Below are 23018 nucleotides of genomic sequence, written 5' to 3' on the forward strand. Positions count from 1 at the left end.
CTTACCTTTCCGAAGAAAGAAGCAGACCAAACTTGGCTCAAGGTTCAAACGTCTCAAAAAACGAAGCCGATATGGCTTGCTTTGACGAGTCGCTTGCCTTGAAGTATCGGTGACTGATCACCCCTTCATCGACAAGCGCCCACATGAATTATCTGATCGATTGTTAAAGAGCAGCTCCGAACTCTTAAGAGAGGAGCATCTCGCATTTGCCTGGCCGTTCGGCCGGCGCCCTGCGAGGAAGGCGTATTCTACTGAATCGGCAGTGAATGTCAACCCTTGCTGTTATTGCTCACTCTAGATGACCGAGTGAACCAGCGGCGAGTTGAGCGCCGATCGAGCGGAGGAGCATTCTACCGTTTCCGGCTGTTTTGTCAATGCCTGTCGATCAAACCTGATCGAAAAACCTTAACGAAAACAAGTGCTTCCAACACCCTACACCGCTTCCGACGTTTGCTCGTCGGCGGCAGCGGATGCGTACTTTACGGATTATCGCGGACCCACGCAAGGGCTTTTCGACCACTAACTTCAAAAACAGCCTGACACCCCTTAAAAGACCGCGTAACTGCCGCAAAAGCGTTTCCAATCCCTAACAGTAGTCCAGGCCTAGCGTCCCCACCAGATGGAAGATCAGTGCCAACCTAACAATGAGCCCCCTGCTACTCAGCATCCAGATATTGGCGGGCTTCTTTCATAGTAAAAGACGACATGATTAAAGAGCGGCATGCTTTCAACTCATCCAATCCGCTCATCCAACCAGCTTCAACTTCACTCATGCCCTCTTCTCGGCGGTAGATAGCTATCGCATAACTGGCATCGCCACCTGACTCAGGCGCCCTCCTCCATTTTGATCCGTATAGCGTGTGTGCAATCTAAAGGCTCAGATCACGAAAAGGTCTACGAAGCGATGAACCGGCGTGGCCTCGAGCAGAGCCTGGTCCTTGCACAAGGCAAAGATGTCGTTGCAGCGTCGCGGCGCGAAGCGGGTTGCCAGGTTGGCCTTGAACTTTTCCTCGAGCAGCGGGATACCCTCCTCACGACGCCGACGGTGACCGATCGGGTATTCAACGGCGACCTGCTCGGTCTTGCTGCCATCCTTGAAGAACACTTGGATGGCGTTGGCGATGGAGCGCTTGTCGGCCTCGAGATACTCGCGGGTATAGCGAGCGTCCTCGATGATCTCCATCTTGTCGCGCAGTTGGTCGATGATTGGGTGGTCGCGATGGAAGGCATCCTCATAGTGCTCGGCGGTCAGCCAGCCGAAGGCCAGCGGCACGGCGGTCATGTACTGCAGGCAGTGATCGCGGTCGGCCGGATTGGCGAGAGCCCCCACCTTGGAGATGATGCGAATCGCCGACTCATGGGTGGTAATCACGATCCTGTCGATCTCGTCGAGCCGATCCTTGACCTGCGGATGCAGGGTCACGGCGGCTTCGCAGGCGGTTTGGGCGTGAAACTCCGCCGGGAAGGATATCTTGAACAGCACGTTCTCCATCACATAGCTGCCATAGTCCTGGCTCAAGGAGAACTGGCGCTGACCCTCCGGCTTGATTTGCTGGTCCTTGTTGGTCTTTGCGAACAGCACATCATAGAAGCCCCACTGCGGCGCGCTGAGGACCCCGGGAATCCCCATCTCGCCGCGCATGGCGATATCGGCCAAGCGCACGGCACGGGAAGTCGCATCACCTGCGGCCCAGGACTTGCGCGAGCCGGCGTTCGGCGCATGACGATAGGTGCGCAGGCTCTGACCGTCGACGAAGGCATGCGACAGCGCCGACAGCAGCTGCTCACGATCGGCCCCCATCAGCTTGGCGATCACCGCAGTGGAGGCCACCTTGACCAGTACCACGTGGTCGAGCCCCACACGGTTGAAAGAGTTCTCCAACGCAATCACGCCCTGGATTTCGTGGGCCATGATCATGGCCTCGAGCACCTCGCGCATGGTCAGCGGCGTGCGATCATCGGCAACACGCTGCTGCGACAGATGGTCGGCGATGGCGAGAATCCCACCCAGATTATCTGAAGGATGCCCCCATTCGGCGGCCAGCCAGGTGTCGTTATAGTCGAGCCAGCGGATGACGCAGCCGATATCCCAGGCGGCCTTGACCGGATCAAGGCGGAAGGATGTGCCAGGCACCCGCGCGCCATGGGGCACTATCGTGCCCTCGACCAACGGCCCCAAATGCTTGGTGCATTCCGGAAAGCGCAGCGCCAGCAGGCCACAGCCCAGTGTATCCATCAGACAGTTGCGTGCCGTATCCAGGGCCTCGGCGCTGTCGATGCGATAGTCCAGGACGTAGTCGGCGATCCGTTGAAGCTCGCTGTCATAGTCCGGACGAACATTGGCTTCTGCGGTGGCATCCATGGCAGCTCCTCCTCATCAATGGCGGGTCAGAGATTATTGCCGGCCACTTCACTATAGGAAACGACACGCTATAAGAAACGAGAGGCTAGCGAAAAGGCGATACGCCGGACCACTTACCTCAAGGCACTACAGCTCGAAACGCACTCACCAGCAACACGAATCAGCACAACGTGACGGTCGAGAAAGACAGCTCAGAAACTGTCGCCAGGCACTCGAACGAAGCCCTCCATCAACACCCGGGCGCTGCGGCTCATTACCGCCTGATCGATGACCCAACGGCCGTCCACAAGGCTTGCTTCCGCACCAACCCTCAGGGTGCCGGACGGGTGGCCGAAGGTCACAGCCGTATGCTTGCCGCCGCCGGCTGCCAGGTTGACCAGGGTCCCTTCGATGGCCGCTGCCGAAGCGATGGCCACCGCCGCGGTGCCCATCATGGCGTGATGGAGTTTGCCCATGGAGAGCGCTCGTACCCTCAGGTCGATGTCGTCGGCCTCAACCGATTTACCACTCGACGCGGTGTAGCTCGCCGGTGGCGCCACGAAGGCCACCTTGGGCGTGTGCTGTCGATTGGCAGCCTCGCCAAGTTCCTTGATCAGCCCCATACGCAGGGCCCCATGGGCGCGGATGGACTCGAACTTTTCGAGCGCCTCGGTATCGCCGTTGATCGCTTCCTGCAGCTCGCTGCCGGAGTAGCCAAGGTCAGAGGCGTTGATAAACACAGTCGGAATGCCGGCGTTGATCATCGTCGCCTTGAGGCGACCTCCCGGCACTACATCATCCGGTACCTCCAGTTCATCGATCAGATGGCCGGTGGGGAAGATGGCACCCTCACCGTCTGCGGGATCCTTGAAGGCCACCGGCACTTCGGCTGCCGGAAAAGTCACACCGTCGAGCTCGAAGTCACCGACCTCCTGCACCTGGCCATCGGTGATCGGCACCCGGGAGACAATGGTCTTGCCGATATTGACCTGCCAGATACGCACCTCGACCACCCCGTTCTCGGGGATACGCGCGGAATCGATGAGGCCGTTGCTGATAGCGAAGGGGCCCACGGCGGCAGACAGGTTGCCGCAGTTACCGCTCCAGTCGACGAACGGCTTGTCGATCGCCACCTGGCCGAACAGATAATCCACGTCATGCTCGGGGCTGTCGCTCTTCGACAAGATCACCGTCTTGCTGGTGCTGGAGGTCGCCCCGCCCATGCCGTCAATCTGCTTCTGATAGGGGTCGGGGCTGCCGATTACCCGTAGCAACAGACGATCACGGACCTCGCCCGGCTGGCGAGCCGCCTCGGGCAGGTCCTGAAGGCGGAAGAAGACCCCCTTGCTGGTGCCGCCACGCATATAGGTCGCGGGAATCCGGATCTGGTTCATACGTTGTCTGCCTCCGCGGTTTCCAGGAAGTCCTGAGCGAAGCGCTGCAGCACGCCGCCAGCTGAGTAGATGGAGACCTCCTCGGCGGTATCCAGGCGACAGGTCACCGGCACCCTGTCGATCTCGCCGCTCTGGCGGTGGATCTTGAGCTCGAGCGTGGCTTGCGGTGACGGCGTGCCCTCGACGTCATAGGTCTCGGTGCCGTCGAGCTTGAGGGTGTGGCGTGTGGTGCCCTCCTCGAACTGCAGGGGCATCACGCCCATGCCGATCAGGTTAGTGCGGTGGATGCGCTCGAAGCCCTCGGCGACGATGGCCTCGACCCCGGCGAGCGCCACGCCCTTGGCCGCCCAGTCACGCGACGAGCCCTGGCCGTAGTCGGCGCCGGCGACGATGATCAACGGCTGCTTGCGCTCCATGTAGGTCTCGATGGCCTCCCACATGCGCGTGACCTTGCCCTCCGGCTCGATGCGCGCCAGCGAGCCCTGCCGCACCTTGCCGCTCTCGTCGCGCACCATCTCGTTGTAGAGCTTGGGATTGGCAAAGGTGGCCCGCTGTGCGGTCAAGTGATCGCCGCGGTGGGTGGCGTAGGAGTTGAAGTCCTCCTCCGGCAAACCCATCTTCGCCAGGTACTCGCCCGCCGCACTGTCCAGCATGATGGCGTTGGACGGTGACAGATGATCGGTGGTGATGTTGTCCGGCAACACCGCCAACGGCCGCATGCCCTTGAGGGTTTTCTCGCCAACCATGCCACCTTCCCAATAGGGCGGGCGACGGATATAGGTGCTCTGGGGACGCCATTCGTAGAGCGGATTGACCTGGGCACGAGCGCCCTTGTCCACATCGAACATCGGGATATAGGTCGCCCGAAACTGCTCCGGCTTGACGCTCTGCTTGACGATGGAATCGATCTCCTCGTCCGCGGGCCAGATATCCTTCAGGGTGACCGGGTTGCCGTTGTGATCGTAGCCCAGGACATCCTTCTCGATGTCGAAGCGGATGGTCCCCGCGATGGCGTAGGCCACCACCAGCGGCGGCGAGGCGAGGAAGGCCTGCTTGGCATAAGGGTGGATGCGGCCATCGAAGTTGCGGTTACCGGACAGCACCGCCGTGGAATAAAGGTCCCGCTCGACGATCTCCTGCTGGATCTTCGGGTCCAGGGCGCCGGACATGCCGTTGCAGGTGGTGCAGGCGAAGGCCACCACACCGAAGCCAAGATCTTCGAGCTCGGGCAGCAGGTTGGCCTCCTCCAGATACATCTTCACCGTCTTGGAGCCCGGCGCCAGGGAGCTCTTCACCCAGGGTTTGCGGGTCAGGCCCAGCTTGTTGGCATTGCGGGCGATCAGACCCGCGGCCACCATGTTGCGCGGATTACTGGTATTCGTGCAGCTGGTGATGGCGGCGATGATCACTGCGCCATCGGGTATCTTGCCCGCTTTCTCCTCCGCCTGCGCCTTGTCCAGGTCAACGGCGATACCGCGCTTGGCGAGTTCAGAGGTCGGCAGATGGGCATGGGGGTTGGACGGGCCCGCCAGGGTCCGAGTAACCGAAGACAGATCGAAGGTCAGCATGCGCTCATATTCGGCAGCCTTGAGGCTGTCGCCCCATAAGCCCGCTTCCTTCGCATACCGTTCGACCAGCGCCACCTGATCATCGTCGCGACCGGTGAGTTTCAGATAGTCGATAGTCTGATCGTCGATGTAGAACATCGCCGCCGTGGCCCCATACTCTGGCGTCATGTTGGAGATGGTGGCCCGATCGCCTACGGTCAGCGCCTCGGCCCCCTCACCGAAGAACTCCAGGTAGGCCCCCACCACGCGCTCCTGGCGCAGGAACTCGGTTAGCGCCAGCACCATGTCCGTACTGGTAATCCCGGGCTGCAGCTTGCCAGTAAGCTTCACGCCGACGATGTCCGGCAGGCGCATCATGGAGGCGCGACCCAGCATCACGCTCTCGGCCTCGAGGCCGCCCACGCCGACGGAGATCACCCCCAGCGCGTCGACCATCGGCGTGTGGCTGTCGGTGCCCACGCAGGTATCCGGGAACGCCACGCCATCGCGCTTCTGCACCACCGGAGACATCTTCTCCAGATTGATCTGGTGCATGATGCCGTTGCCGGGGGGGATGACATCGACGTTCTCGAACGCGGTCTTGGTCCAATTGATGAAGTGGAAGCGGTCGTCGTTGCGACGGTCCTCGATGGCGCGATTCTGCGCGAAGGCATCCTTCTCGAATCCGGCATGCTCGACGGCCAGCGAATGATCGACGATCAACTGGGTCGGCACTACCGGGTTGACCTTGGCCGGGTCCCCGCCCTTCTCGGCGATGGCATCGCGCAGGCCAGCCAGATCGACCAGGGCCGTCTGGCCGAGGATGTCGTGACACACCACGCGGGCCGGGTACCAGGGGAAGTCCAGATCACGCCGACGTTCGATCAGCTGCTTGAGCGAATCGGTCAACACGGCCGGCTCGCAGCGGCGCACCAACTGTTCGGCCAGCACGCGCGAGGTATAGGGAAGCGTGTCGTAGGCCCCGGGCTTAATGTCCTCGACGGCCGCACGGGTATCAAAATACTCAAGCGACGTGCCGGGTAAGGGTTTGCGGTAGTCAGTGTTCATGGCGTCGGGCATCTTTTTTCAGTGGGCTCAAAGGCAGGAAGAGCAAGGCAGGCGAGATCAGAGCACACGAGAGAGACGAGCGTGGCGACCCAGCGGCCGACACGCTCGATCTCAGGGGGTAGATCAGTCACGCTGCTCGACGGGCACCCATGCCTGAGGCTCAGGGCCACTGTAATCAGCACTGGGGCGGATGATGCGATTGTTGTCGCGCTGCTCGAAAACGTGGGCGCACCAGCCGGTAACCCGTGAGCAGACGAAGATCGGGGTGAATAGCTTGGTCGGGATGCCCATGAAATGATAAGCGCTGGCATGGAAGAAGTCGGCGTTGCAGAACAGCTTCTTCTCGCGCCACATCACCGACTCGACACGCTCGGACACCGGATAGAGGACGCTGTCACCGACATCCTCGGCGAGCTTCTTGGACCACTGCTTGATCAGGGCATTGCGCGGGTCGGAGTCACGGTAGATGGCATGGCCAAAGCCCATGATCTTGTCCTTACGCGCCAGCATGCCCATGACCTCGCGCTCGGCCTCTTCCGGGCTCTGCCAGCCCTCGATCATCGCCATCGCCGCTTCGTTGGCACCGCCATGTAGCGGACCTCTCAGGGTGCCGATAGCGCCGGTCACGCAAGAGTGCATATCCGACAGCGTCGAGGCGCAGACCCGGGCATTGAAGGTCGAGGCATTGAATTCGTGCTCGGCATACAGGATCAATGACACGTTCATGACCCGGGCATGCAGCTCGGAGGCTGGTTCGTCGCGCAACAGATGCAGGAAGTGCCCGCCCACCGAAGCATCATCGGTCACGGTATCGATGCGCACTCCCTCATGAGTGAAGCGATACCAGTAGCAGATGATCGATGGCAGCGCCGCCAGCAGTCGATCCGCCACGTCCTGCTGCTCATCGAAGCTCTGCTCGGTTTCCAGGTTGCCAAGCATCGATGCCCCGGTGCGCATCACATCCATCGGATGGGCGTCGGCGGGAATCTGCTCGAGGACCTTTTTCAGCGCATCAGGCAGGGCGCGTAGCCCCTTGAGCTTGGTGATATAGGCATCGAGCTCAGCCTGATTCGGCAGCTTGCCCTTGAGCAGCAGGTAGGCGACTTCCTCGAAGCGTGCATGCTCCGCCAGATCGTGGATATCGTAACCGCGATAGGTCAGCCCGGAACCGCTCTTGCCGACAGTGCACAGAGCGGTACTGCCCGCGCTCTGGCCGCGCAGACCCGCGCCTGCCTTGGGTTGTTCTGCCATGACGTGTCTCCTACTGGCGTGTAATCGATGTTGTGGTTGTTGTCGTATTAAATGCAGTCGTGATGAATGCAGTCGTGACGGGGCTAGTCGTCCTGGTGACTGGTCACCGGGTCAGTCCTGACGCTTGTCTGTGAAGAGCGCATCCAACTTCTGCTCGAAGCTGTGATAGTCGAGAAAATCGTAGAGTTCGTCGCGGGTCTGCATGATGTCGACCACGTCACGCTGATGCCCGTTGTCGGCGATGCTCTGATAAACCTTGAGCGCCGCGGCATTCATGGCGCGGAATGCCGACAGCGGATACAGCACCATGCGGCAGCCGACCTCGGCGAGCTCCTGCTGGCTGAACAGTGGCGTGGCACCGAACTCGGTGATGTTGGCAAGGATCGGCGCCTTCACCCTGTCGCAGAAGGCCCGATAGTCATCGAGACTGTGCACCGCCTCGGCGAAGATCGCATCGGCGCCGGCCTCGACGCAGGCATTGGCCCGGTCGATGGCTGCCTCGAGTCCTTCCTTCTGGAAGGCATCGGTACGCGCAATCAGGTAGAAGTCTGGATCCAGGCGGGCGTCGGCGGCGGCCTTGATGCGGTCGACCATCTCTTCCCTGGACACGATGGCCTTGTTGGGCCGATGGCCGCAGCGCTTCTGTGCCACCTGATCTTCAAGATGCACGGCCGCCACCCCGGCGCGCTGCATCTCCTTGACGGTGCGCTCGATGTTGAAGGCGCCCCCCCAGCCGGTATCGATATCCACCAGCAGCGGCAGATCAGTGGCAGCGGTGATCCGCCGCGCGTCCTCGACCACGTCGTTCATGGTGGTCATGCCAAGATCGGGCAGACCGAAGGAGGCGTTAGCCACCCCACCACCGGACAGGTAGATGGCCTGATGGCCGACCCGCTGAGCCATCAGCGCAGTGTAGGCGTTGATGGTGCCCAGGATCGGCAGGGGCTGTTGGGCCTCGAGGGCGGCACGAAAGCGTGCACCGGGAGTGAGGGTGGTCATGATGTTCTCCTGTCTGGGAAAGCGCCCCGGGCAACGTTCGTCACTGGGACTGAGTGGATTCCTGGTCGAGAATGGCCGCATAGCGCTCGGCGACGTTGGCTCTCGAGGCGCTGACGTGGCGACGCATCAGCAGTTCGGATAGCTCTGCGTCACCGGCCTCGATGGCATCGACGATGCGATGGTGCTCGACGAAGGCACGCTGCGGGCGGCTGCCACTGGCGCTGAACTGGGTACGATAGAGCCGTACTAGGTAATAAAGGTCGTCGCAGAGAATCGTCATCAGCATGCGATTGTGACTGCCCTGCACGATCCGATAATGAAAATCGAGATCCCCTTCCCGCTGAAAGTAAGCCTCGCCGCGGCGAAGGTCGGCCTGACGCTCGTGCACGGCCAGCACCTCGCGCAGGCCGGCAATCTCATCGGCGGTCATGTGCTCGGCGGCAAGCCTCGCGGCCATGCTTTCCAACGCCTCGCGCACATCGAACAACTCGATCAGCTCTTTCATTGAGAGCTTGACCACCCGTGCGCCAACATGAGGCACTCGCTCGATCAGGCGATGCGTTTCAAGCCTGCGCATGGCTTCGCGCAGCGGACCACGGGAAATGCCGTAGGTCTTGGAAAGGCCCGGCTCGGTGATCTTGCTGCCCGGCGCCAGGTCACCGCGCACGATGGCGCTCTGCAACTGGTTGAAGACCCGCTCTGCCAGGGTGCGCACTTCCGGGGTCGCGAGATCGGGTGAAGAGGTTGTCATAGTAATTGTCGACAATTAAATGATGAAATGAACTTTAGCCAGCCGCCGGGATGGGGTCAATATGCATTCGGCCCGCATTGACTACACCTTTTGGCGTACGGCTAAAGGTGGGCGCCAAATTTGTTGTCGACAATATTACCAGAGATGCCGGCGTAACGCCGAGCTCCTGATGGCGCGGCTGAAGCGTGGATAACGCAGAAGGGACAAATGGCGTCACGGCCCCTAGAATGTGGCGCTCGTTGAGGAAAAGCACATCCCATGAGTTCACGACTGGAAATCACGCCGCTGCCCTACCGGACGGATCCGCTCGGCTATTTTGCGCCGCTACGCGAGCGTCGCGGCGCCGTATTACTGGACAGCGGGCGCCCTCATGGCCCCGGAGGGCGCTATGACATCATCAGTGCCGAGCCGATCGCGCTGATGAGCGTCAATCCCGCGGGCCAGGTCAGCGGCGACAGCGATACACCGCTTCCCGAGGAGCCCATCGCCGCCCAGAAGGCGCTGCTGTCACGGCTCGATGTCGAAGCACCTGAGAGCGACCTGCCCTTCCTCGGCGGCCTGATCGGGTATTGGAGCTACGACTTCGGCCGCTGCCTTGAGCCGATCAACGGCAAGGCCAAGGACGCCGTCGAGCTGCCCTGGAGCCGGATCGGTCTCTATGACTGGGCGATCATCCAGGATCATGCCCGGGGCGAGAGCTTCCTGGTGGCCGATCAGCGTCGGCGCGTCCAGGTGGAAACCTGGCTGGCCACCGAGGCACCGAGCACCACCCCCTTCGCAATCACCGCCCCTTTCGCGGGCGAGCAGGACCGGATGGGCTATGGCGAGCGCTTTCGTGCCGTCCAGCGCTACATTCATGCCGGCGACTGCTACCAGATCAATCTGACCCAGCGCTTTAGCGCCCCCTACCAGGGCGACCTCTGGCAGGCCTACTTGCGGCTGCGCAAGGCGACGCCCACGCCTTTCGCCGGCTACATGGCATGGGAAGACAAGGCCGTGCTGTCGCTGTCACCGGAGCGTTTCCTGCAATGTCATGCCGGCCGTGTCGAGGCACGCCCCATCAAGGGCACAAGACCGCGGGGCGACACGCCCGAGCAGGATGCGGCGCTGGCACAGGCGCTCAAGGCCAGCGCCAAGGACCGCGCAGAAAACGTGATGATTGTCGATCTGCTGCGCAACGACCTGGGGCGGGCCTGCGCACCGGGGAGCGTCAGGGTGCCACAGCTGTGCGGTCTTGAGAGCTATGCCAACGTCCACCACCTGGTCAGCGTGGTCGAGGGCCGGCTTGCCGATGATCAGGCGCCACTGGATATTCTGGCGGCCGCCTTCCCCGGCGGGTCAATCACCGGCGCACCGAAGATCCGCGCCATGCAGATCATCGACGAACTGGAACCCAGCCGTCGCAGCGTCTACTGCGGAAGCCTTGGCTATATCGACCAGCGTGGGCATATGGACACCTCGATCGCCATCCGTACCGTCGTTGCCAGTGGTGGGCAGCTGCATCTGTGGGGCGGCGGCGGTCTGGTCGCGGACTCGGAAGAAGATGCCGAATACCTCGAGACCCTGGACAAGATCCGACATCTCCTGACGGCGCTTAGCGATAGCGACTAAGAGCCGGATTGAGCATGCGCGTGTTCCAGCGCGATCCGTGCAAACCCGCTAAAAAGGTCCGCCCCGATAGCACCGGCCATTCTAACGGCACCCTGTCGTGCGATCATTTCGCTATATAAGAACCGAACCAATAAGTATTGGGGCCGGGGGCAGACGATTTGCTAGGGTGGCGCCATTATCGGAACGCATTCAGGTTCCTCATTATTTCAGGAGGCCCCATGGACTTTGACATCGACGCCATCAATCGCGACCTCGGCCAGGACCCCGAAGCCCTGACGCGCTGGGCGCTGACCCTTGGCAAGCATGCCATCTGCACCACCAACTTCCGCCCCTTTGAAGCGGTGATCCTGCACATGGTTACCCAGGTTCAGCCGGACATCCCGGTGGTGTGGATGGACTCGGGCTACAATACCGATGCCACCTATCGCTTCGCCGACGACGTCATCAAGCGGCTCAACCTGAACCTGGTGAGCTACCTGCCCAAGCGCACCCGGGCTCACCGCGAGGCGCTGGAAGGCGCCACGCCGACCATCGACGACCCGCGACATACCGCCTTCACCGAGGAGGTCAAGCTGGAACCCTTCACCCGTGCCCTGCGCGAAATGGCCCCCCAGGTCTGGCTGACCGCCCTGCGCGCCGAGGACACCCCAGAGCGGGCCAAGATGCAGCCGGTGTCGATCAACGACGACGGCCTGATCAAGGTCGCACCGGTACTGCACTGGAGCGCCAAGGACATGTACGAGTACCTGGTCAAGCACGACCTGCCCAACAACTTCGACTACTTCGACCCCACCAAGGTGGAAGACAAGCGCGAGTGCGGCCTGCATCTGCAGCATTGATCGCCTGACTGTCGCAGGCTAGGTACTGACAGAACACGAAAAGGCCCCGATAGCGAACGCTATCGGGGCCTTCTTCGTCACTGCATGGCTGTCTATCTATATGACGGGCTATATGACTGTCTATGTGACGAGCTATGTGCTGACCATTCGGTTGTCTAGGTGAATGGCGATGTGACCGTCCGTGTAACGAGTCATATGGCTGTCTTGTCTTGCCTGACAATCCATTCAGCGCACCGGTAGTTCTATCTGCGAGAACAGTTCCTGCTCATGGCGCGGGCCGGCCGCCAGAGCGGCCTCGACCAGATCACGTTGGAGATGCGGTGCGAAGCCCTGCACAAAATCGAACATGAAGCCGCGCATGAAGGTGCCCCGACGAATGCCGATCTTGGTGGTGGAACTCTCGAACAGGTGGCTGGCATCCAGTGCCACCAGGTCTCCGTCGGTCTCGGGATCGACCGCCATATGCGCGACGATGCCTACCCCCAGACCGAGGCGCACATAGGTCTTGATGACATCGGCATCCGCGGCGGTGAGCACCACATTGGGGGTGAGATCCTGGGCACGGAAAGCGTCATCGAGCTGCGAGCGGCCGGTGAAGCCGAATACATAGGTGACCAGCGGATACTCGGCCAGCCCCTCGAGGGTCAGCTTGCCGGCCTCGGCCAGCGGATGCCCCTTGGGCACCAACACGCAGCGATTCCAGCGATAGCAGGGTAACAGCACCAAATCATTAAAGAGTTCCAGCGACTCGGTACAGATAGCGAAATCGGCCTGCCCTTCGCTGACCATTTCGGCAATCTGCTTGGGCGTGCCCTGCTGCATATGCAGCGCCACCTCCGGATACTTGCGAGTGAACTCGCCGATCACCGGCGGCAGCGCATAGCGCGCCTGGGTATGGGTGGTGGCGATCGACAGGCTGCCGCGGCGCTCGTTGCTGTGCTCCTGGGCCACCTGCTTGATGTTGTCGGTGGTGCGCAGCACCTGCCCCGCCAGGTCGATGATCGCGCGACCGGCGGGCGTCACCCGGGTCAGGTGCTTGCCGCTGCGGGCAAAGATCTCGACGCCTAGCTCGTCCTCCAACAGACGGATCTGCTTGGAAATGCCCGGCTGCGAAGTAAAGAGGCTCTGCGCCGTGGCCGAGACATTGAGATTGTGGCGCGTGACCTCCCAGATATAACGCAGTTGCTGCAGCTTCATCCCCGAAACACTCCTTATTCCCATGCCGTTAGCCATGCCTTTTAATGGGCCGTCTGCCTGGTATTGCCGGGCCGCCGGCTCACGGTTTTAATACCGCAAGGCAATAACATAATGTAGCATGATTACTTTATGCTATAAGAATAGCATACAAAAAAGTTCCACGAGAGTGCAGCGCCGATGCCACCATCATTACGGCTGGCTATCGATCTTATTGGGGAACAGGCATTTGCCAGCGGCCCCGGCGGCCGCTACCATCAGCCGACTACGCTGAAAAAGCGCGCGTTAAACGCGTAATGCAACGGGAGAATTACATGGCCAACAACGTCGATGTCACCACTGCCAACTTCGAGCAGGAAGTCCTCAAGGCCGACAAGCCGGTCCTGCTGAAGTTCTGGGCGCCCTGGTGCGGCCCCTGCAAGATGATGGCGCCGGTGGTGGACGAAGTCGCCGACGAGCGTGCCGACAATGTGAAGGTCGTGAGCGTAAACGTCGACGACGCGCCGGACATTGCCGCCGAACACGGCGTACGCGGTGTGCCGACCGTGATGCTGTTCAAGTCTGGTGCCAAGGTGGCCTCACTGGTCGGTGCCCAGTCCAAGTCGCAGCTCGCGCAGTTCCTCGACCAGAACGCCTGATAGCGGGCCTCACCCCCCATCACGTTCGCTCCGACGCCTCGGCCCTGCCGGGGCGTCGTCGTTTCAGTATCCAGAGTTGCCGTGTCGCAGCGCCATGCTCAGGCGTCTGCCGACGGTGTCCGCTCTTTCCCAGGCACCGTTACCGGTCGCTCATGGGCCGGTCCTAGCAAACGGGCCATCCAGCGCGTCTGCGGATGACTGTCCAGGGCGATCTTCAGGGTCATCGTCAACAGCACGGACAATAGCAGCCCAGCGGTTCCTAATATCCAGCCCCATACCACCAGTGACAGGAAGGCCACGAAGGTCGATAGACCCAGTGCCCGCCCCATCACCCGGGGCTCGACCAGGTTGCCCAGCACGAAGTTGATGCCCAGATAGCTCCCCGCCAGCAGCATCGCCGGAAAGACCCCGCCCTGGGGCGAGACCAGCAGCAGCAGCACCGGCGGAATTGCCGCTAGCACCGACCCGATGTTGGGTATGTAGTTCAGCCCGAAGGCAAGTGTCGCCCACAGCAGCGGGAAATCGACGCCCAATATCTTGCAGGAAACCCACACCAGCACGCCGGTTACCAGGCTGATCAGCGTTTTCACCGCCAGGTAACGCTTGAGGGTCAGGCTGAACTCATTGAAGCGCTGAAGGCTCGGCACCGGATTCAAAAGAGCCTGGGAGATCTTCTCCCTGAAGTTGAGTGTTTCAAAGAGCAGAAAGACCACCAACAGCGCTACGATCAGGCTCTGCATCAGCACGTTGCCGACCTCACCCAGCAGTGCCGGAATCAGTTGGGTGGCCTGGGTCGGGTCCAGCCATTCCGAGAAGCGCTCCGGACGAATCGATACGCCCATGCCCGCTAGCCAGTTGAGAATGCTCAGGTAATGATCATATAGTTGCGACTCGAGCCCCGGTAGCTCCTCGGCAAAGGTATTAACGCTATTGACCAGCAGCAGGCCCAGCAGGCTTAGCAGCAGGCCAATCACCAGCAGCGTGATCCATACCGACATCCGCAGCCCCACGCCATGGCGATGCAGCCAATGCACCGGCGAAGTGCAGATCACGGCGATGAACAGCGACAGCAGCAGAGGCACCAGCAGGCTGGCCCCAAGCTTCATGCCACCGATGATGACCACCAGGGCGGCCAACGCCAGGGTCAGATTAAGCGGAATGGTCCTTGCCGCCTCGTCGATATCCTCTTCGTTCATGAGTCCTTCCCGGGAATCGCTTATGCTGGATGATGAAAGAAGTTTACCGACTCGCCACTGCCTGTACACAATCATCGGACGATATATCGACCAAACTGCACGGAGGTTGCATGCTTTCTCATACTGCCCAACGGGTCCTGACAGACCACCCACCGCTCACTCGTCGCCTACTTCAAGGCAGAGGCCCACGCATGGGCATTAGGCTCGGCCTCCTGCTGGCGGCCTGCATGACGATCAGTGCCGCCGCCGTGGCCCAGCAGCCGGCCACTCAAGAGCAAACGCCGGGGCGGCTCGAGGTGTCGGCCCAACACACGCTGGAGGTGGCGCCCGATATGGCGACGCTAACTGCCCGCCTATGGGAGCGCACTCCGGCACGAGCCGTCGACTCGGCGCGGGAGGCAAGCCCCGAGGCCCTGAGTGAGGCACGCACCCGGCTCGAGGGCCGCATGGGCGAGCTGATCCGCACCCTCGAAGGCAAAGGCTTGCCACGAGACGCCATTCAGGCCGGCTCGTTGTCGGTACAACCAAACTATGTACAGGGCCCCATCAACGCCGAGGGACAGCCAGAGCAGCGGGTGCGGACCCAGCTGACCCGGCCGATCACCCTGACCCTTGATGACCTCGAGGCTCTGCCCGGTCTCCTCGACGCCCTGACCGTCGCCGGTGTCGACTCTCTGGACGGTGTCAGCTACGACCTCAAGGATCGCAGCGCGGCAAGCGATGAGGCCCTGGGCCTTGCCATCGATCGGGCCAAGGCAAAAGCCACGCTGATGGCCGAGCGCCTCAATATCACCCTCGGCCGTGTGCTGCAGGTGCAGGAGACCCAGGTGCCAAGCTTCCAGCCACAGATGATGATGCGTGCAGGCGATGCATCGACCAAGGAGATGGCCTCAGAGTATCGCCCGGGCCAAATCGAGATCGATGCTGAAGTCGCGGTTCAATGGGCCATCGCCGACGAATAACGTGCTGATAGAGCAGCGTTCAAACCCCGGCGCCTGCTCGCCCAATGCACAAGGCCCCGACGGCGCTGCCGTCGGGGCCTTGCTATTTCCTGTTACGTCAGGCGGTCGCGGCTCGCGAGGATCCGACGCGACCAAGGAAACACCTGAGTATCGCAACAATTCCAACGAGAGCGATCTAAACGCCCTCAGCCGTTGATCACCTCAAGACCCCCCATATAGGGGCGCAGCGCCTCGGGTACGACAATCGAACCGTCAGCCTGCTGATGATTCTCGAGCACCGCCAGCAGGCAGCGGCCCACCGCGAGCCCCGACCCATTGAGGGTATGCAGGAGCTGCGGCTTCTTGTGATCCGGATGGCGGAAGCGGGCCTGCATGCGACGAGCCTGGAAGTCCTCGCAGTTGGAAATCGAAGAGATTTCCCGGTAGGTGTCCTGGCTCGGCAGCCAGACTTCCAGGTCATAGGTCTTGGTCGCCCCGAAGCCGATGTCTCCGGTGCACAGGGTGACGACGCGATACGGCAGACGCAGTGCCTGCAGCAGCGCCTCGGCGTGACCACGCATCTCCTCGAGAGCGTCATAGCTCTTGTCGGGCTCGACCATCTGCACCATCTCGACCTTGTCGAACTGGTGCTGACGGATCATGCCGCGCGTATCGCGCCCGTGAGAACCGGCCTCGCTGCGAAAGCAGGGGGTATGCGCGGTCAGGCGCATCGGCAGGGACTTGTACTCGAGAATTTCATCCCGGGCGAAGTTGGTCAGCGGTACCTCGGCGGTGGGGATCAGGTAATAGTCCTGATCGCCCTCGAGGCGGAACAGGTCTTCACCGAACTTGGGCAACTGGCCGGTGCCGGTCAGCGAGTCGGCATTGACCATGTAGGGCACATAGCACTCTTCATAGCCATGCGCCTCGGTCTGAGTGTCGAGCATGAACTGAGCGAGCGCCCGGTGCAGCCGAGCAATCGGGCCGCGCATCACCGCGAAGCGCGAGCCGGTCAGCTTGGACGCCATGTCGAAGTCCAGACAGCCGTGCTTGGCGCCGAGATCGACGTGGTCCTTGACCTCGAAATCGAAATCGCGCGGTGTGCCCCAACGGTGCAGCTCGACGTTATCGTCTTCGCTTTCACCTTCCGGCACGCTGTCGTGGGGCAGGTTGGGCAGCGCCGAAACCAGGGCGTCCCACTCCTCCTGCAGACCCGCCAGCGCCTTCTTGGCGGCATCCAGGCGATCACCCAGGTCACTTACTTCGGCCAGCAGCGGCTCGATGTCCTGACCCTCGGCCTTGGCCTTGCCGATCGCCTTGGAGCGCGTGTTGCGTTCGCTCTGTAGCTGTTCGGTCTGGGTCTGCAGTTCGCGGCGCTTAGACTCCAGCGACTCGAGTTGAGCGGTATCGAGAGTGAAGCCACGCTTGGCCAGTCGTTGGGCAACCTGGTCGAGGTCACCACGCAGCAGTTTTGGATCGAGCATGGAATCCTGTCCGTCACAGTCAATGAAAGGGCAATGTCGCCAGCAGGCGCTCATTGTAGGGAAAAGCCGCTGCTTTCACCACGCCGCTGCCGGCGTGCACCGTCCGTCATGCTCCGGTAAAGTGGGTCATATTCCTTTTTTCCTGCCCACGCCAGGACATCGATGGCGATGACCGCCGGCCAGGGCAGCGACCCACGGTCTGATAGCGACTCATGATTGCACAACTGGACACCCTCGCCCGGCTTGACGCCGACTACCTGCGCTTCCTCGAGGCCCTGCGGGCCGACGGGTTCAACGGCGAGATCGCGCCTGACTATGCCAACCGCACCGTGCTGGCCACCGACAACTCGATCTACCAGCGCCTGCCCCAGGCGGTGCTCTATCCGCGTAACGCCGAGGATCTCGAGCTCATCGCCCGTCTCGCTGGCCAGGAGACGCATCGCAAAGTGGTACTCACGCCGCGCGGCGGCGGCACCGGCACCAACGGCCAGTCGCTGACCGACGGCCTGGTGGTCGATGTCTCCAAACACATGAATGCCATCATCGACATCGATGTCGAGCGGCGTCGGGTGCGTGTCCAGGCCGGGGTGGTCAAGGATCAGCTCAACGCCGCACTCAAGCCGCACGGGCTATTCTTCGCCCCGGAACTGTCGACCTCCAACCGCGCGACCATCGGCGGCATGATCTCGACCGATGCCAGCGGCCAGGGCAGCTGCGAGTACGGCAAGACCCGGGATCACGTGCTTGAGCTGGACAGCGTGTTGCTGGGCGGCGAGCGCCTCACCAGCCGGCCACTTGACGCCGATGCCCTCGAGGCGACCTGCGCCCGCGATGACCGGATCGGCGAGACCCACCGCACCGCCCGCGCCATCATCGACACCCAGGCCGGGCTGATCGAGGCCAAGTTTCCCAAGCTCAACCGCTGCCTGACCGGCTATGACCTGGCGCATCTTTATAACGACGAACGGCAGTTCGATCTGAACAGCGCGCTGTGCGGTTCGGAGGGCTCGCTTGGGCTGCTCAACGAAGCGGTACTTAACGTGCTGCCGATCCCGAAGCACTCCACCCTGGTCAATGTGCGCTACGCCAGTTTCATGGACGCCCTGCGGGATGCCAAGGCGCTGATGGCGAGCGCCGCCGCCCCCACGTCCATCGAGACGGTGGATGACAAAGTCCTCGGGCTCGCCATGCAGGACTTCGTGTGGGACAGCGTGGCGGAATTCTTCCCGGCTACCACCAGCGCGCCCCAGGCAGGCCATAGCGAAGACCAAGCCGAAGCCGAAGACGATACGGCGGTGGCGGCGCGCACCGAGACGGCGATTCGCGGCATCAACCTGATCGAATTCAACGCCGATGACCCCGAAGCGCTGAAGGCTCGCATCGCCGATTTCACCCGCCACCTGGCGGCGGACAGCAGCGTCGAGCGCCTGGGCTACACCCTGGCCGAGGGCCGCGAGCAGATCCAGCGCGTCTATGCGATGCGCAAGCGCGCAGTGGGCCTGCTCGGCAACGCCAAGGGCGAGAAGCGCCCGATTCCCTTCGTCGAGGACACCGCGGTGCCCCCCGAGCACCTGGCCGACTACATCGCCGAGTTCCGCGCCGCCCTGGATGCCCGCGGGCTTGCCTACGGCATGTTCGGCCACGTCGATGCCGGCGTACTGCATGTGCGGCCGGCCATCGACATGAAGGACCCGGCCCAGGAGGCACTGATCCGCGAGATCTCGGATGAGGTCGCCGAGCTGACCCACAAGTATCACGGCCTGTTGTGGGGCGAACATGGCAAGGGCGTGCGTTCCGAATACGCGCCCAAGTTCTTCGGCGAACTCTATCCTAGCCTGCAACGGCTGAAGGCGGCCTTCGATCCGCATAACCAGCTGAATCCGGGCAAGATCGCCACGCCGCTCTCTATCCCGCCCGAAGATGCGGAATCCTCTACTCCGCCCGACGCCGCGGAATCCTCTACCTCGCCCGGAACCTCGGGAAGCGCGCCCGACGAGGCGGAACCCTCTCCCCCGCCCGTCACCGCGAGTGAAGCGCCCTCAGCGGATAAAGAGACGCAAGAAACGCCGAACAACGGCGCCGAACAGACGCTAAAATGGGTCGATCCGGGGCTCTTGACCATCGACGGCGTGCCGACCCGGGGCCAGCACGATCGCCAGATCGACGAGCGGGTCTGGCAGTCCCACGCCGCAGCGGTCTACTGCAACGGCAATGGCGCCTGCTACAACTACGACCCCGATGACGCCATGTGCCCGTCCTGGAAGGCGACCCGCGAGCGGGTCCAGTCGCCCAAGGGCCGCGCCAGCCTGATGCGGGAATGGCTGCGCCTGCAGGGTCAGGCCGGCACCGACGTGGTCGAGGAATCGAAGCAGAAGAAGGCCGAGGGCGTCTGGGGCTTCGTGCGCGACTTTCCCGCCCGCGCCCGCAACACCTGGGCCAAACGCCGCGGTCAGGAGGACTTCTCTCATGAGGTCTATGACGCCATGGCGGGCTGTCTGGCCTGCAAGTCCTGCGCCGGCCAGTGCCCGATCAAGGTCAACGTGCCGGAGTTTCGCTCCCAGTTCCTCGAGGTCTACCACGGCCGCTACCTGCGCGCGCCACGGGATTACGTTATCGGCGGCCTGGAGTTCATGGTGCCTTATCTCGCCCCGCTGGCGCCGCTCTACAACGCGGCGCTCGACAACCGCCTGGTCGAGCGCCTGCTCGCCGGTCCCGTCGGCATGGTCGACAGCCCCAAACTCTCGCGAGCAAGCCTCAAGAAACAGCTCAAGGCCTGGGGGGTTGCCGAGGCGACCCCAACGGCGCTTGGTCTGCTGACCGAGACCCAGAAAGCCAACAGCGTGATCCTGGTCCAGGACGCCTTCACCAGCTACTTCGAATCCAAGCTGGTCATGGACGTGGTCGAGCTGCTCTCGCGGCTGGATATCAAGGTCTTCGTCGCGCCCTTCTCGCCCAACGGCAAGCCGCTCAACGTTCAGGGCTTCCTCGGCGCGTTCGAGCGCACGGCAGAACGCCAGGCCAAGAGGCTCCAGAGCCTTGCGGGCTTCGGCGTGCCGCTGGTCGGTATTGACCCGGCGATGACCCTGACCTACCGCCAGGAGTACGTGAAGGCCCTGGGACCCGATGCCGTGCCCGAGGTGCTGATGCTGCAGGAATGGCTGGTGTCGCTGGGCAAGCGCCTCAAACCCCGCGGCGTTACGCTCAGCGATCCGGGCTTCAAGCTGCTCGCCCACTGCACCGAGAAGACCAACGCGCCGGGCTCTCCCAAGGCCTGGCAGCAAGTCTTCAGCGCTTTCGGCCTGGAGCTCGAGGTACTCGCCAGCGGCTGCTGCGGGATGTCCGGCACCTACGGCCACGAGGCACGCAACCTCGAAACCTCGAAAACCATCTATGCCCAGTCCTGGCAGCCCAAGGTGGAAGACCCCGCCAACACCGGCCGCCTGCTGGCCACCGGCTATTCCTGCCGCAGCCAGGCCAAGCGGCTCTCCGACACCTCGCTGCCCCATCCCCTGCAGGGGCTGCTGGAGACGCTGCGCGGCGCCTGATCAGGCCACCCTGCCATGAAACGCGCCCGGCCGAACAAGGTCGGGTGCACAAGGCCGGGCAGGCGTTGGAAGTATCCAGGCTGATAGCGACTGGCAAACCTGCTCACCTGAATCCAAGCACTGCTCCGGCGTCCTCTAACCCTCTCACTCTTGTCCCCCTCCTTTTCCTTTCCTTGCTGGCCGCATTCATCGACACACGAGCCGCTTAATGCCGGGCGTCATGGCTGGCCACTGAGCGCGTCGACAGCCCCGGTGTCATCGGGAACACATCGACACCGTTTAGGGTTTGCATGTGGCCTGCTGCGAAGATAGGCTTCGCGGCTTTCTGACACTCACCGGAGCATCCTCATGGAGCATGCAGCCCTCCAACTGGCGGGAATCGGCCTGCTAGCCCTGATCTGCCAATGGGTCGCTTGGCAGCTGCGGCTGCCGGCCATCCTCACGCTGCTGGTCGCCGGCATCGCCGCGGGCCCCGTCACCGGCGTACTCGCCCCGGACGCTCTGCTCGGCGAGCTGCTGTTTCCGCTGGTTTCACTAGCGGTGGCGGTGATCCTCTTCGAGGGTGCTCTGACCCTGAGCTTTCGCGAACTGGGCGGCCACGGCCGCACCGTGCGACGGCTGGTGACCTGGGGCGTACTGATAACCGGGCTGATCGGCACCGGAGCCGCCTACCTGCTGCTGGATCTGTCCTGGCAGATGGCCAGCGTGCTCGGCGCGCTGCTGGTGGTCACCGGGCCCACCGTGGTGCTGCCGCTGCTGCAGACGCTGCGGGCCAAGGAGAACCTGACCCAGATTCTGCGCTGGGAAGGCATCCTGATCGATCCAGTGGGCGCTATCGGCGCGGTACTGGTCTACGAGTTCGTAGCGCTAGGGGGCTCGGTCAACGCCGGCAACGCCGCGGCGCATACGCTTATGCTGTTCGGCAAGACGGCACTGATCGGATTCGGGCTGGGCATCGCCGGTGGCTATCTGTGGGGCCTGGTGCTTCGCCACAACTGGCTGCCGCGCAAGCTTCACAGCTTCGGCACGCTGATGATGATGCTGACGCTGTACTCGATTTCCAACACCCTTTTCCACGAGTCGGGGCTGCTGACCGTCACCGTGATGGGCGTGTGGCTGGCCAACATGCGCGGCGTGCCGACCCAGCCGATCATCGAGTTCAAGGAAACCCTCTCGATCCTGCTGATCTCGGGGCTGTTCATCCTGCTCGCCGCACGCCTTACCACCGACCAGCTGTCGCTGCTGACCTGGCCGGCCTGGGCTTTCCTGGCCGTCCTGGTGGCGGTGGCACGCCCGCTGACGGTCTGGCTATGCACCCTGGGCAGTGGACTCGACTGGCGCGAGAAGACGCTACTGGCCTTCATCTCGCCTCGCGGTATCGTTGCCGCCGCCGTCGCCTCGCTGTTCTCGCTGCGCCTGACAAGCATGAACATGCCCGGCGCAGAGCTGCTGGTGCCGGTAACCTTCCTGGTGATCATCAGCACGGTGGTGATGCAGAGCCTGATGGCTCGTCCACTGGCCGGCCTGCTGAACCTGAGCCGTCCCACGCCGCGTGGTTTCCTGATCATTGGCGCCAACCCCGTGGCCCGGGCAGTAGCCGGTACGCTGCAGGAAAACGGCTTCAAGGTATTGCTCACCGACAACAGCTGGGATGCCGTCCAGGAGGCGCGGACCGTGGGGCTGCCGGTCTACTATGGCGATCCGCTTTCCGAGCATGCCGCCCAGCACCTGGAGCTGACCGGTATCGGCCACCTGCTGCCGCTGTCGCCCTATCGCGAACTCAACAACCTGGCGGCCCTGCACTTCGAGCCCCAGGTCGGCGAAGGCAAGGTCTACCGGCTGGCCGTCAAGGCCGGCAAGAAGCCACAGCCCCGCCACGACCAGGCGCTGGGCCACCTGCCGGTGGCCTTCGGCGAAGACGTGACCTTTGCCCGCCTGTCGAGCCTGATCGCCCGCGGCGCGGCCATCCAGTGCATGCCGATCTCCACCACCATGAAGATCGAGGACTACCGCACCAGGCACCGGGATCGCCTGCTGCCGCTGTTTGCCTTCACCCCCGGTGGGCGCATCCGCATCGCCACCGCCGAGGAGAGCTTCGTGCCGCGCAGCGGTGAGACCCTGATCGGTCTAACCTACGCCGAAACCGGCAGCGAGGTCATGGAAGCACAGCGCACTGAGCGCCGTCGTCCCATCACGTGAAGGGCCGGCTCACGCGGCCT

General features: G+C 62.6%; 15 protein-coding genes. 6 read left to right on the top strand and 9 right to left on the bottom strand.

Features of this window, described 5'->3' with window-relative positions:
- Window positions 1-877 precede the first annotated feature (877 nt).
- From prpD to BCL93_RS06715, 6 genes are all read right to left on the bottom strand, one after another.
- Window positions 878-2362: a 2-methylcitrate dehydratase gene (gene prpD / locus BCL93_RS06690; RefSeq protein ID WP_112054407.1), complete on the bottom strand. Its 1485-nt coding sequence runs from the start codon at window positions 2360-2362 to the stop codon at window positions 878-880.
- Between the two features lie 191 nt (window positions 2363-2553).
- Window positions 2554-3735 (bottom strand): 2-methylaconitate cis-trans isomerase PrpF, encoded by a 1182-nt coding sequence (prpF, locus tag BCL93_RS06695; RefSeq protein WP_112054409.1) that lies wholly within the window; start codon window positions 3733-3735, stop codon window positions 2554-2556.
- Window positions 3732-6350 (bottom strand): Fe/S-dependent 2-methylisocitrate dehydratase AcnD, encoded by a 2619-nt coding sequence (acnD, locus tag BCL93_RS06700; protein ID WP_112054741.1) that lies wholly within the window; start codon window positions 6348-6350, stop codon window positions 3732-3734. The genes prpF and acnD overlap by 4 nt, the downstream gene beginning before the upstream one ends.
- 123 nt (window positions 6351-6473) lie before the next feature.
- On the bottom strand, window positions 6474-7601 hold the full coding sequence (gene prpC / locus BCL93_RS06705) for a bifunctional 2-methylcitrate synthase/citrate synthase (RefSeq protein WP_112054411.1): 1128 nt from the start codon (window positions 7599-7601) through the stop codon (window positions 6474-6476).
- Window positions 7602-7712: 111 nt separating this feature from the next.
- Window positions 7713-8600: a methylisocitrate lyase gene (prpB, locus tag BCL93_RS06710; protein ID WP_112054413.1), complete on the bottom strand. Its 888-nt coding sequence runs from the start codon at window positions 8598-8600 to the stop codon at window positions 7713-7715.
- A 40-nt stretch (window positions 8601-8640) separates the two neighbouring features.
- A complete protein-coding gene (locus tag BCL93_RS06715) occupies window positions 8641-9351 on the bottom strand; it encodes a GntR family transcriptional regulator (RefSeq protein WP_112054415.1) in 711 nt (236 codons plus the stop codon).
- Between the two features lie 258 nt (window positions 9352-9609).
- On the opposite strand from BCL93_RS06715, the gene pabB reads away from it, so the two are divergent.
- Both pabB and BCL93_RS06725 read left to right on the top strand, forming a co-directional pair.
- Window positions 9610-10962, top strand: coding sequence for an aminodeoxychorismate synthase component I (pabB, locus tag BCL93_RS06720; RefSeq protein WP_112054417.1), 1353 nt, complete (start codon window positions 9610-9612; stop codon window positions 10960-10962).
- Between the two features lie 218 nt (window positions 10963-11180).
- Window positions 11181-11801 carry a phosphoadenosine phosphosulfate reductase family protein gene (locus BCL93_RS06725; RefSeq protein WP_112054418.1) on the top strand — a complete coding sequence of 207 codons (621 nt, stop codon included), beginning with the start codon at window positions 11181-11183 and terminating at the stop codon, window positions 11799-11801.
- A gap of 225 nt (window positions 11802-12026) precedes the next feature.
- Here BCL93_RS06725 and cysB read toward each other — a convergent pair whose 3' ends face one another.
- Window positions 12027-12998 carry an HTH-type transcriptional regulator CysB gene (cysB, locus tag BCL93_RS06730; protein ID WP_112054420.1) on the bottom strand — a complete coding sequence of 324 codons (972 nt, stop codon included), beginning with the start codon at window positions 12996-12998 and terminating at the stop codon, window positions 12027-12029.
- A gap of 311 nt (window positions 12999-13309) precedes the next feature.
- Here cysB and trxA point away from each other — a divergent pair, with 311 nt between their 5' ends.
- Complete coding sequence (gene trxA / locus BCL93_RS06735; RefSeq protein WP_112054421.1) at window positions 13310-13633, top strand: thioredoxin; 324 nt, start codon at window positions 13310-13312, stop codon at window positions 13631-13633.
- Between the two features lie 98 nt (window positions 13634-13731).
- Here the strand turns inward: trxA and BCL93_RS06740 are convergent, their stop codons facing one another.
- The gene (locus BCL93_RS06740; protein WP_112054423.1) at window positions 13732-14829 is read right to left on the bottom strand and encodes an AI-2E family transporter; all 1098 of its coding nucleotides are present in this window, start codon (window positions 14827-14829) and stop codon (window positions 13732-13734) included.
- Window positions 14830-15056: 227 nt separating this feature from the next.
- On the opposite strand from BCL93_RS06740, the gene BCL93_RS06745 reads away from it, so the two are divergent.
- A complete protein-coding gene (locus BCL93_RS06745; RefSeq protein WP_258396056.1) occupies window positions 15057-15791 on the top strand; it encodes an SIMPL domain-containing protein in 735 nt (244 codons plus the stop codon).
- A 185-nt stretch (window positions 15792-15976) separates the two neighbouring features.
- Here BCL93_RS06745 and serS read toward each other — a convergent pair whose 3' ends face one another.
- Window positions 15977-17254: a serine--tRNA ligase gene (serS, locus tag BCL93_RS06750; protein ID WP_112054427.1), complete on the bottom strand. Its 1278-nt coding sequence runs from the start codon at window positions 17252-17254 to the stop codon at window positions 15977-15979.
- 212 nt (window positions 17255-17466) lie between these two features.
- Here serS and BCL93_RS06755 point away from each other — a divergent pair, with 212 nt between their 5' ends.
- Both BCL93_RS06755 and BCL93_RS06760 read left to right on the top strand, forming a co-directional pair.
- Complete coding sequence (locus BCL93_RS06755; RefSeq protein WP_112054428.1) at window positions 17467-20799, top strand: FAD-binding and (Fe-S)-binding domain-containing protein; 3333 nt, start codon at window positions 17467-17469, stop codon at window positions 20797-20799.
- A 348-nt stretch (window positions 20800-21147) separates the two neighbouring features.
- Window positions 21148-22998, top strand: a complete 1851-nt coding sequence (locus BCL93_RS06760; protein WP_112054430.1) for a cation:proton antiporter — start codon at window positions 21148-21150, stop codon at window positions 22996-22998.
- Window positions 22999-23018 lie beyond the last annotated feature (20 nt).

This window comes from Onishia taeanensis (assembly GCF_003268885.1).
GTDB classification, from domain to species: domain Bacteria; phylum Pseudomonadota; class Gammaproteobacteria; order Pseudomonadales; family Halomonadaceae; genus Onishia; species Onishia taeanensis_A.

Excerpts from the sequence above, each read along its gene's own strand:
- acnD (WP_112054741.1), bottom strand. The coding sequence starts at position 6,350 with ATGAACACTGACTACCGCAAACCCTTACCCGGCACGTCGCTTGAGTAT.
- prpB (WP_112054413.1), bottom strand. The coding sequence starts at position 8,600 with ATGACCACCCTCACTCCCGGTGCACGCTTTCGTGCCGCCCTCGAGGCC.
- prpF (WP_112054409.1), bottom strand. The coding sequence starts at position 3,735 with ATGAACCAGATCCGGATTCCCGCGACCTATATGCGTGGCGGCACCAGC.
- prpC (WP_112054411.1), bottom strand. The coding sequence starts at position 7,601 with ATGGCAGAACAACCCAAGGCAGGCGCGGGTCTGCGCGGCCAGAGCGCG.
- BCL93_RS06740 (WP_112054423.1), bottom strand. The coding sequence starts at position 14,829 with ATGAACGAAGAGGATATCGACGAGGCGGCAAGGACCATTCCGCTTAAT.
- BCL93_RS06760 (WP_112054430.1), top strand. The coding sequence starts at position 21,148 with ATGGAGCATGCAGCCCTCCAACTGGCGGGAATCGGCCTGCTAGCCCTG.
- BCL93_RS06725 (WP_112054418.1), top strand. The coding sequence starts at position 11,181 with ATGGACTTTGACATCGACGCCATCAATCGCGACCTCGGCCAGGACCCC.
- BCL93_RS06755 (WP_112054428.1), top strand. The coding sequence starts at position 17,467 with ATGATTGCACAACTGGACACCCTCGCCCGGCTTGACGCCGACTACCTG.
- trxA (WP_112054421.1), top strand. The coding sequence starts at position 13,310 with ATGGCCAACAACGTCGATGTCACCACTGCCAACTTCGAGCAGGAAGTC.
- BCL93_RS06745 (WP_258396056.1), top strand. The coding sequence starts at position 15,057 with ATGACGATCAGTGCCGCCGCCGTGGCCCAGCAGCCGGCCACTCAAGAG.
- serS (WP_112054427.1), bottom strand. The coding sequence starts at position 17,254 with ATGCTCGATCCAAAACTGCTGCGTGGTGACCTCGACCAGGTTGCCCAA.
- BCL93_RS06715 (WP_112054415.1), bottom strand. The coding sequence starts at position 9,351 with ATGACAACCTCTTCACCCGATCTCGCGACCCCGGAAGTGCGCACCCTG.
- prpD (WP_112054407.1), bottom strand. The coding sequence starts at position 2,362 with ATGGATGCCACCGCAGAAGCCAATGTTCGTCCGGACTATGACAGCGAG.
- cysB (WP_112054420.1), bottom strand. The coding sequence starts at position 12,998 with ATGAAGCTGCAGCAACTGCGTTATATCTGGGAGGTCACGCGCCACAAT.
- pabB (WP_112054417.1), top strand. The coding sequence starts at position 9,610 with ATGAGTTCACGACTGGAAATCACGCCGCTGCCCTACCGGACGGATCCG.